The organism is Deltaproteobacteria bacterium, assembly GCA_016930875.1.
In the GTDB taxonomy this organism is placed as follows: Bacteria; Desulfobacterota; Desulfobacteria; order Desulfobacterales.
Genome location: JAFGFW010000143.1, coordinates 1 through 9,760, shown reverse-complemented (window position 1 = coordinate 9,760; position 9,760 = coordinate 1). Strand labels below are relative to the sequence as shown.

Annotated in this window: 11 protein-coding genes; all 11 read left to right on the top strand. The window is 51.2% G+C overall.

From position 1 onward, the window contains the following. The coding region (locus JW883_12700; GenBank protein ID MBN1843123.1) for an ABC transporter substrate-binding protein at positions 1–786 on the top strand (786 nt) is incomplete at its 5' end. Positions 787–964: 178 nt separating this feature from the next. Further along, positions 965–2,941 carry a PAS domain S-box protein gene (locus JW883_12695; GenBank protein ID MBN1843122.1) on the top strand — a complete coding sequence of 659 codons (1,977 nt, stop codon included), beginning with the start codon at positions 965–967 and terminating at the stop codon, positions 2,939–2,941. Next, the gene (locus JW883_12690; GenBank protein ID MBN1843121.1) at positions 2,938–4,332 is read left to right on the top strand and encodes a F0F1 ATP synthase subunit beta; all 1,395 of its coding nucleotides are present in this window, start codon (positions 2,938–2,940) and stop codon (positions 4,330–4,332) included. Before JW883_12695 ends, JW883_12690 begins: the two co-directional genes overlap by 4 nt. Beyond that, the gene (locus tag JW883_12685) at positions 4,329–4,724 is read left to right on the top strand and encodes a F0F1 ATP synthase subunit epsilon (protein MBN1843120.1); all 396 of its coding nucleotides are present in this window, start codon (positions 4,329–4,331) and stop codon (positions 4,722–4,724) included. The genes JW883_12690 and JW883_12685 overlap by 4 nt, the downstream gene beginning before the upstream one ends. Then, entirely contained in the window at positions 4,711–5,058 is a 348-nt protein-coding gene (locus JW883_12680; GenBank protein MBN1843119.1) for an AtpZ/AtpI family protein, read from the top strand. The genes JW883_12685 and JW883_12680 overlap by 14 nt, the downstream gene beginning before the upstream one ends. Continuing rightward, complete coding sequence (locus JW883_12675; protein MBN1843118.1) at positions 5,051–5,338, top strand: ATP synthase subunit I; 288 nt, start codon at positions 5,051–5,053, stop codon at positions 5,336–5,338. The genes JW883_12680 and JW883_12675 overlap by 8 nt, the downstream gene beginning before the upstream one ends. Before the next feature lie 11 nt (positions 5,339–5,349). Further along, on the top strand, positions 5,350–6,066 hold the full coding sequence (locus JW883_12670) for a F0F1 ATP synthase subunit A (GenBank protein MBN1843117.1): 717 nt from the start codon (positions 5,350–5,352) through the stop codon (positions 6,064–6,066). Further along, a complete protein-coding gene (locus JW883_12665) occupies positions 6,059–6,337 on the top strand; it encodes a F0F1 ATP synthase subunit C (protein ID MBN1843116.1) in 279 nt (92 codons plus the stop codon). Before JW883_12670 ends, JW883_12665 begins: the two co-directional genes overlap by 8 nt. 3 nt (positions 6,338–6,340) lie before the next feature. Continuing rightward, entirely contained in the window at positions 6,341–7,114 is a 774-nt protein-coding gene (locus JW883_12660) for a F0F1 ATP synthase subunit B (protein ID MBN1843115.1), read from the top strand. Next, positions 7,111–8,628 (top strand): alternate F1F0 ATPase, F1 subunit alpha, encoded by a 1,518-nt coding sequence (locus JW883_12655; GenBank protein ID MBN1843114.1) that lies wholly within the window; start codon positions 7,111–7,113, stop codon positions 8,626–8,628. Before JW883_12660 ends, JW883_12655 begins: the two co-directional genes overlap by 4 nt. 22 nt (positions 8,629–8,650) lie before the next feature. Next, positions 8,651–9,574 carry a F0F1 ATP synthase subunit gamma gene (locus JW883_12650; protein MBN1843113.1) on the top strand — a complete coding sequence of 308 codons (924 nt, stop codon included), beginning with the start codon at positions 8,651–8,653 and terminating at the stop codon, positions 9,572–9,574. The last annotated feature ends 186 nt before the right edge of the window (positions 9,575–9,760 follow it).

Sequence of the window (9,760 nt, the reverse complement as noted above, 5' to 3'; positions counted from 1 at the left end):
TTTACCGGGGCAAATGCCCTGAGAGAACCCTTTAAACGCTATATTATCAACGTCCGGGCATCCTATTATGAAGAAACGGGTACAGTGGTCAAACACTTGATAGAACATTTGAGTATAGAAAAGGTTGCGATCTTCTACCAGGATGATACTTACGGATTGGACGGCCTTGAAGGAACTAAGATAGCCCTCAAGAAATACGGCCTGGCCCCGGTAGCTACGGGAAGCTATGTCCGAGGTACCCTGAATGTTGAAGACGGGCTGAAAAAGATTATCACTTCCGGCGCCGATGCGGTAATCATGATCGGCACCTATGACCCTTGTGCCAAGTTCATAAAGCTGGCCAGATCAAAAGGCTTTAACCCCATCTTCCATAATGTCTCCTTTGTAGGCGGCGACGAGTTGGCCAGGAAACTGGGCAAGGAAGGCGACGGGGTGATTATCACCCAGGTGGTCCCACCTCCTGAGGAGAGAATACTTCTTCCGGCTGCAGAGGATTATGCACGATTACTGCGTAAATATTATCCGCAATGTACGCCCACCTTTGTGGGATTTGAGGGATTCGTTAACGCCAAGATCCTGGTGGAGGCACTGAGGCGGGCCGGGAGAGAACTCACCAGGGAAGGGTTTATCGACGCTATAGAGACCTTGGAAAGATACTTTGTGGGTATCGGCGCCAAGGTATCATTTGGACCGGACGATCATCAAGGTTTGAAGCAGGTATACTTTACGAAGATCAGAGACGGAAAAGTCATCATGTTTACGGATTGGAAGAGTCTTAAGAGATAGAGGTTGTGTAGAAGATGCGGGCCCAGAGGGCCTGGCTTAGAATTGCCCCCTTGAACTAGGCTAAGCACTTCGAACTTTCAGAAATGCCTAAAGCGCCTAAAATTTTAAGTCCCTAAAATTGCGGTTGCCTTCGGCGGGTCAATTTTAAAAGGGAGTCATATCCGCTCGGCATAAAAAAATGACAATACTCCGACGGCTCAGTTTTAAAAATAAGGTGTTTTTCAGCACTATATTGATTGTGGTTCTCTTGGCCGCAGCCGTGGCCATTGTTGTCAGGTGGGTACTGCTACCCAGTTTAACGTCAGAACTTAAGACAAGAGGGACGGCCATTGCCCAAAGCATAGCCGGCCTGAGCAGGAGCCATATCCTGACAGGAGACACGCCCAAGCTGATCAGCCTGATCTTCGATGAAAAGCAACTCGAACAAAGAAGGCATTTCCTTTCATACATATTCATCGTTGATAACGACCTGAAAATCCTGGGCCATACCTTCGTTGGTGAATTTCCCCCATCCATTGTTGGAGCCAACAAGGTCTTGCCGGATCAAATACGAAGTATCAAACCCGTTAAGATTCCTGAAGGACACGTTTACGATATTGCCGTGCCTGTTAAGGAAGGAATATATCAAATCGGAACGATTCGTGTGGGGTTGAATAAAGCAGTCATAGACCAGCTCATGGGTAGACTTGCGGTCATCCTCCTGGGAGCAATATCGGTCGTTATTGTCATAGGTTTTTTTATTAGCCAGTGGCTGTCCGGATATATTACCCGCCCTCTCAGACAGCTTACTAACCTAGCCTATGAAATCAGCCGCGGAAATCTTGATGTAAGATTTGATTTCGGAAAAAACGTCAAATGCTGGGAGCTTCTGGAATGTGATAGAACTGATTGCCCGGCTTACGGAAAAGCTGATGTGCCATGCTGGTACATCGAAGATACCCTCTGTACAGGGGCTCCCATGGGAAAATTTCCGGAAAAGCTCGAAGAGTGTAACAGATGCAAAGTATATATGATGCATAGAGGTGATGAGATAGATCAACTTGCAGATGCCCTCTCTCATATGACCAGCGATTTAAAGGCCTCCAGGGATGAATTGAGAAGAATCTATGATTTCCAGAGAAAGCTCATTGAGGGCTCTATCGACGGCATTGTTGCCACAGATAATACGGGAAACATAGTCATCTTTAATGAAGGTGCAGAAAAAGTTTCTGGATATGCAAGTGAGGAAGCTATTGGGAAGATGGACGTGAGCGATCTGTATCCGCCTGGCCAGGCCAAAAAGGTTAAGGAGAGCCTGGATGGCGATGGATACGGAGGACCGGGCAAGCTCGCAGACTACGAGACTGCCATTTCAAACAAAGCCGGCAATGAAGTCCCTGTGTGGCTATCAGCGAGTGAAATATATGAAAATGGCGAGGTATTGGGCACAGTCGCATTCTTTCGGGATTTAACGCAAAGGAAGCAATTAGAAAAAAGGGTGTTGGAATCGGAAAGATTGGCCACCATTGGTCAGGGCGTAGCCTATATCTCTCACGAGATCAAGAATCCCTTGATGATAATCGGTGGCTTTGCCCAACAGGTTCTTCGCAAGATAGACCATGATGCCAAAAACAAAAAAAAGTTGGAAATCATCATAAACGAAGTCGAGAGATTGGAAGAATTTCTTTCAGATGTAACGGACTTTACCAAGCCATCCAAGCCTAACAAGATCATGGCTAGCATCAATCGCCTGGTAGAGGAAGTCGCTGTGCTTTTGGAGCAGGAGTTTGAGGCTCATCACTTGGCATTTGAGCAATCCGTTGATCCTCGTATACCGGAGAGTTCGTTTGACCCGAAACAGACGAAGCAGGTATTCATAAATATTTTCAAGAATGCGGTTGAAGCCATGCCGGAAGGGGGAAAGCTCTCTGTCGAAACCCATCTGGCTGGCAATACGATTGAAATCCGTATGACTGACACAGGAAAAGGGATTGCGCCAGAGGACTTAGAGAGCATTTTCGATCCATTTATCACTACGAAACCTAAAGGTACAGGACTTGGGTTGGCCATTTCCCGCAAGATTATACGGGACCACGAAGGTGACCTGTCTATTCAGAGTAAATTGGATGAGGGAACCACTTGTACGATCACTCTTCCGGTTGTTAGAATGACATGAGTAAACCAGAAGTCATCCAGACAGCCGGCCAAGGCACAGTGGTTTCGGTTCGGGGAAGCGTGGTTGATGCTCATTTTCCCGAAAGACTTCCATTCGTTAACAGCCTGTTGAGGGCCGGCCAAGACGGCATGACAGCAATCGAGGTACAAACCCATCTTAACGCCGAGGTTGTTCGCGGGGTTTCCCTAACACCGACCCAGGGCTTGGCCCGCGGTTCCCTGGTCATTGACACGGGCCAAACTCTGAGAGTGCCTGTGGGCAAGTGTTTGCTTGGCAGGGTATTCAACGTGTTCGGAGAACCCATCGACAGAAAAGGAGACATAACAGAAGCAGAATGGCGCTCCATTCATCGTGAGCCGGTGCCCATCAACCAGAGGGCAACTTCATCTGAAATCTATGAAACCGGCATTAAAGCTATTGATGTCCTTGTCCCCCTGGAGCGGGGAGGAAAGGCCGGACTCTTCGGAGGCGCGGGTGTGGGCAAGACCGTGATCATTACAGAGATGATCCACAACATGGTGGGGCAACATGAGGGGACCAGCATCTTTTGCGGTATCGGAGAACGTTGCCGGGAAGGCGAGGAACTCTATCGTGAAATGAAAGAGGCCGGCGTTCTGAACAGCACGGTTATGGTCTTTGGCCAGATGAACGAACCGCCGGGGGCAAGGTTTCGGGTCGGACATGCGGCATTAACGATGGCCGAATACTTCCGAGACGACGTCAAGGGGGATGTTCTGCTCCTCATCGACAACATCTTTCGTTTTATCCAGGCGGGATCAGAGGTGTCCGGCCTTATGGGGCAGCTTCCTTCCCGCCTTGGGTATCAGCCGACTTTGGGAACGGAACTGGCCGAACTTGAGGAACGAATCTGCAACACGGCAACAGGTGCGATTACTTCTATTCAGGCCGTCTATGTTCCGGCAGATGATTTTACTGACCCAGCCGCAGTTCATACCTTCGCTCACCTGTCTGCCTCCATCGTGCTATCTAGAAAAAGGGCAGGCGAAGGGCTTTACCCCGCCATTGATCTGCTCCAATCCAACTCCAAGATGCTCACACCCGTTATTGCCGGCAAAAGGCACTATCGTGTGGCTCAGGAAGTCCACAAAACCCTGGCAACCTACGAGGAGTTGAAAGACATCATTGCCATGCTGGGCTTGGAGGAGCTTTCGCAGGAGGACCGGCTCATCGTCTACAGGGCCAGACGTCTTGAGCGCTTTTTCACCCAACCTTTTTTTACGACAGAGCAGTTCACCGGGCTGGCCGGAAAAATAGTCGGCCTGAACGATGCCCTTCAAGGATGCGAACGCATCCTCACTGATGATTTTTCTGATTATCCGGAAAAGTCCCTTTATATGATAGGAAAAATCGACGAAGCGAAAAAACCATGAAACTCAAAGTGCTCCTCCCGACCGAAGTTCTCATCAACGAAGAAGTTACCAAGGTGATTGCAGAGGCGGGAAATGGCTCTTTTTGTCTTTTACCCCGTCACGTGGATTTTTTGGCGAACCTCGTCCCCGGGCTCTTTTCGTTTGTAACATCTCAGGGCGTTGAAGAATTTCTCGCAATCGATGAAGGGATCTTGATCAAATGCGGTCCGGAGGTCCTGGTTTCGACGAGAAACGCTGTGCGCGGTCCTGACCTGGGAAAGCTGGAGCAAACGGTTAGAAAAAGCTTTTCTGCCCTTGACGGCCGGGAAAAGGCGGCACGTTCTGCATTTGCCAAACTCGAGGCCGGTTTTATCCGCCGGTTTATGGACTTGGAAGAACATGGCCAAGCATAACCCTTCGAAAGATGGACATCAAGACGCCCGGCAGGATCTCTGCAAAAAGGTGGGGGCCAAGGAAGCCCGCAAGATCAGGGCGCGTCACGAAAAATATGGGAGTGTCTGGTTCGGACTCGGCATGTTTGGCCTTGTTGGGTGGTCGGTAGCGATTCCCACATTAGCCGGCATCGCATTGGGTGTCTGGATAGATCTGAAATGGCCAAGCCGCTATTCCTGGACCCTCATGCTGCTTGTCATCGGTATCATTCTTGGTTGCCTGAATGCCTGGTTCTGGGTTATGCGTGAGCGAAAGATGATTCAAGAAGAAAAAGAGGAGCCGGAGCGTGGCTAAGCTTTTGCCCCTCATACTGGCTCTTGCTGCAGGCGTTGTACTTGGGACATTTTACTTCGGTGGCCTCTGGTTAACGGTCCGTCGTCTCCCCACGGCGCAACGCCCTGCCCTCTTGAGTCTGTTGAGTTTCTTTGTGCGTTTGGGGGTAGTTCTGTTCGGCTTTTACTTAGTTATGGATGGTCACTGGCAACGACTCTTGGCTTGCCTACTGGGTTTTCTGGGAGTGCGGTTCATCCTCGTGCGTCGCTGGGGACCTGAGGGAATGAAAAGCTCAGAGTGAGGAGTAAAACTATGCGTATAAGTCCTGATGCCATAGTTTTTTTTCAGTGGGGACCCGTTACCCTGAATGCAACTATCGTGTTTACGTGGTTCGTGATGGCGCTGATGGTTCTTGGCTCATGGCTGGTAACTCGAAAGCTCTCGCCAGAAACCCGGCTGTCTAGATGGCAAAACCTGCTTGAGGTCCTGGTGACGGGCATAAGAGACGAAATCCGCGAGATAAGTGGCCAGGCTCCGGGCCAATACCTGCCTTTTGTTGGTACGCTCTTCTTATTTATTGCGGTCTCCAACCTTCTGAGCATCGTTCCCGGCTATGAGCCGCCCACCGGCTCTCTTTCAACCACAGCAGCCCTTGCTGCGTGTGTGTTTGTGGCCGTTCCCCTGTATGGCATTTCACAAAAGGGTTTTTCCTACTTCGCACAATACATCAAACCTTCGGTCTTCATGTTGCCTTTCAATATCATGGGAGAGTTGTCGCGCACCCTCGCACTGGCCGTTCGACTCTTTGGAAACGTCATGAGCGGCACAATGATCGTTGCCATCCTGCTTGCAGTTACACCCCTTGTCTTTCCCATCGTCATGCAGGCTCTGGGACTCTTAACCGGATTGATTCAGGCATATATTTTCGCCATCCTGGCTATGGTCTACATCGCTGCCGCAACTCGCGCACAACGACAGGAAAAACCAGCCAACCAGCAAGTCAAGAAAGGAGCTTGGACAAATGGATAACATAGGTCTTATTGGGACGATATCAATTATTGTTTCGGGACTGACCATTGCCACAGGTTCCATCGGTCCCGCCCTGGGAGAAGCGCGGGCATTGGCCCAGGCGTTAAGCTCCATTGCTCAGCAGCCCGATGAAGCCAATACCATTACGCGGACTCTCTTTGTGGGTTTGGCCATGGTGGAATCAACGGCCATTTACTGTTTTGTAGTGGCCATAATTCTGATTTTTGCCAATCCCTTCTGGGAACATGTGGTATCCAAGGCTGGAGGATAATCCGTGCTCATTGATTGGTTCACGGTAACCGCCCAGGTCATCAATTTTCTGGTCCTCGTCTACCTGCTCAAGCGTTTTCTCTACGGCCCCATTATCAAGGCCATGGACGAGCGAGAGAAAAAGATCGCTCTGCGTTTGCAGGAAGCCCAGCAGAAAAAAGCTGATGCTGAGCAGGAGGTAGCGCTCTATCAGGGGAAGAACAGGGACCTCGAAAACCGGCGTGAAGCGTTGCTCTCTGAAATCAAAGAAGAAGTGGAGGCTCGCCGAAAAGAGCTCATGAACGAGGCCCGAAACCATGTTGATGCCGTTCGGGACAAGTGGTACGAGGTGATCGAGCGGGAAAAAGAAGCATTCTTGCAGGACTTGCGGCAACGCGCAGGCAGGCAAACATGCGCAATTGCCCGGCAGGCCCTAAAGGACCTGGCAAACATTGATCTGGAGCGCCACATCATTCTCGTATTCATTGAACGCCTCCGAAATCTCGATAAGGACGAGCTGGAAGCGATCAAGGAATCGTTTCGAAAATCAGGGGAAAGAATCAACCTGCGAAGCGCTTTTGAGATCCCCCGGGAACTGGCCGGAAAAATCGTGGAAGTCTTGCAGGACCAGGTATCAGACCCTGTTGATTTGCACTTGGAGATTTCATCGGACGTTATCTGCGGCATTGAATTGAAGGTCCTTGGACGCAAGATTGCGTGGAGCCTGGGAGACTATTTGGGGGCACTGGAAGAGGGGCTGGCCGGAGCCCTTGAGGGGGACAAAGGGACTGACAGTTGAAAACAAATAGCCTGCTAAAATCCTTTCTGGATGATACTTTCACGGCTTTTGACGGCGTCTTGGAAAGCCACAGAGCTGAGCTGAAGGGCCAAGACGTCGGCACGGTGAATTACGTCGGCCAGGGGATCGCACGTGTGGAAGGATTGCCCGGGGTGAGATCGGAAGAACTTGTCCGCTTTCCCGGAGACATAGTGGGAATGGTCTTTAACATCGATCCCACGGAAGTAGGCGTGGTGCTGCTGGGCGAGAGCCGGATGCTTAAGGCCGGCTCTGAAGTGCAACGAACCGGGCGAGTTCAGGACGTGCCGGTGGGTGATGCCTTGATTGGCCGCTTTGTGGACGCAATGGGTCGCCCGATGGACAATCTTGGTGCGGTCCGCGCGTCAGAACGACGTCCTGTGGAACGGCAAGCTCCTGCAATTATGGATCGCGCTCCTGTCACCGTACCGCTTCAGACAGGGCTCAAGGTAGTGGACGCCTTGATCCCCATCGGTCGGGGCCAGAGAGAACTTATCCTTGGGGACCGGCAAACCGGCAAGACCGCCATCGCCCTGGATACAATCATCAATCAGCGCGATAAGGACGTGCTGTGTGTCTACTGTGCCATCGGACAGCGGAGTTCGTCTGTGGCAAAGCTCATCGACGACCTCCGCAAGCACGGCGCCATGGCCTACTCTATTGTCGTAGTGGCTGAAGGGGACCATCCTCCTGGATTGAAGTTTATTGCACCCTATGCGGCAACCACCATGGCAGAATACTTTATGGAACAGGGACGGGACGTGTTGATCGTATATGACGATTTGACGCGCCATGCCGAGGCCTATCGGGAACTTTCGCTTCTCCTGCGCAGACCTCCGGGCAGGGAGGCTTTTCCGGGCGACATATTCTTTATTCATTCCCGACTGCTTGAACGAGCCACCCATCTCCGGGACGAGCACGGGGGTGGTTCTTTGAGCGCCATGCCGATTGTGGAGACAGAGGCTCAGAATATCTCTGCCTACATTCCAACAAACATCATCTCCATCACTGACGGTCAGATCTATCTTGCCCCGGATCTGTTTCAAAAAGGCGTGCTTCCTGCCGTGGATGTCGGCAAATCAGTATCGCGGGTGGGTGGGAAAACACAGCTTCCCGCATATCGCGCGGTTGCCGGCGATTTGCGCCTTTCGTACTCCCAGTTCGAGGAACTCGAGACATTTTCACGTTTTGGCACACGCCTCGATGAGGCAACGCGCAAAACACTCAAGCATGGCCGCCGTGTCCGGGAAATCCTCAAACAGTCCCAATATGAACCCATGTCGGTTCCTCAACAGATTGCGGTTCTTCTCGTTGTAACGGAAGGTCTCTTCGACGACCTTCCACCGGACGAGATCGCAGGAGCAGAGCAGCTCATACGCAAAACAGTTACTGAAAAACTGCCGGATCTTTGCACACGCATTCAATCCGGAGATAAACTCAATGATGAGGATCGCCTTGCCATTCTGAGCACTGCGCGGGAAGCCATTGAAAAATGAGTAAAATGAGCTAAAGCGCCACATGCAAACACTTGAATCCCTGAAACGAAAGATTAAGAGTGCCGAAGATTTGCACTCTGTCGTAAAGACAATGAAGGCGCTTGCTGCTGTGAGCATCCGGCAGTACGAGAAGGCCGTAGAATCCCTTGCCGGATACAACCGAACAATCGAGATGGGTTTTCAGATCATTCTACAACATAAACCGCTGGGACTCACAATGGCGCAACCCGCGCTGAACGAGCGCCTTGGCGCCGTTGTCTTTGGTTCGGACCAGGGCATGGTGGGCCAATTTAACGAAGTAATTGCGCAGCATTCGGCTACTGAAATGGATAGACTCCATGTCACGCAAGAAAACCGCAAACTCCTGGCCGTGGGCATGAGGGTTTCCGCACGGCTTGAAGAGGCCGGGCATCCGGTTGAAGATTACATTCCTCTGCCGGGCTCCGTGGCTGGCATTACGCCTGTTGTGCAGGACGTGGCGCTCAAGATAGAGGCGTGGCGCTCAAACGAGGGAATCGACCAAATCGTCCTTTTTCACAACACCCCGCTCTCGGGCGCCTCCTATCGCCCTCGCACCCTCTATCTTCTCCCGGTGGACCTCCAGTGGTTTCAAGACCTGGAACACAAACCGTGGCCCTCGCGGGTGCTTCCATTCTTTAACATGGATTGGAGCCGGCTTTTTTCATCACTGATTCAAGAATATCTTTTTGTGTCCCTCTACCGTGCCTTTGCAGAGTCACTGGCCAGCGAAAATGCCAGCCGACTCGCCTCGATGCAGGTGGCTGAAAAAAATATAGAAGATCGTTTGGAAGAGCTCAACGCTCAATTTCACCAACAACGGCAAAGTGCTATCGACGAAGAGCTCTTCGACCTTGTAGCAGGCTTTGAGGCCGTCGCACAGACAGAACGTAGGTCAGGTTGCGAGACAAGCAAGTTACCTGACTGAGAGGGCTTAATTCCGGTTTATCCGGGTTAGGATTGAAGTAACCGTTCACAGGTTACATTCATGCCGTACGGAATTGTTTTGAAAGATGAACGTCGAACATCGAACATCGAACGTCCAACGTCGAATGAAAAACGAATATCCAATACCGAACATTCAACCTGTCGAGAGCCTCAAGGTCGTGCGACG

Excerpts from the sequence above, each read along its gene's own strand:
- JW883_12695 (MBN1843122.1), top strand. The coding sequence starts at position 965 with ATGACAATACTCCGACGGCTCAGTTTTAAAAATAAGGTGTTTTTCAGC.
- JW883_12690 (MBN1843121.1), top strand. The coding sequence starts at position 2,938 with ATGAGTAAACCAGAAGTCATCCAGACAGCCGGCCAAGGCACAGTGGTT.
- JW883_12685 (MBN1843120.1), top strand. The coding sequence starts at position 4,329 with ATGAAACTCAAAGTGCTCCTCCCGACCGAAGTTCTCATCAACGAAGAA.
- JW883_12680 (MBN1843119.1), top strand. The coding sequence starts at position 4,711 with ATGGCCAAGCATAACCCTTCGAAAGATGGACATCAAGACGCCCGGCAG.
- JW883_12670 (MBN1843117.1), top strand. The coding sequence starts at position 5,350 with ATGCGTATAAGTCCTGATGCCATAGTTTTTTTTCAGTGGGGACCCGTT.
- JW883_12665 (MBN1843116.1), top strand. The coding sequence starts at position 6,059 with ATGGATAACATAGGTCTTATTGGGACGATATCAATTATTGTTTCGGGA.
- JW883_12650 (MBN1843113.1), top strand. The coding sequence starts at position 8,651 with ATGCAAACACTTGAATCCCTGAAACGAAAGATTAAGAGTGCCGAAGAT.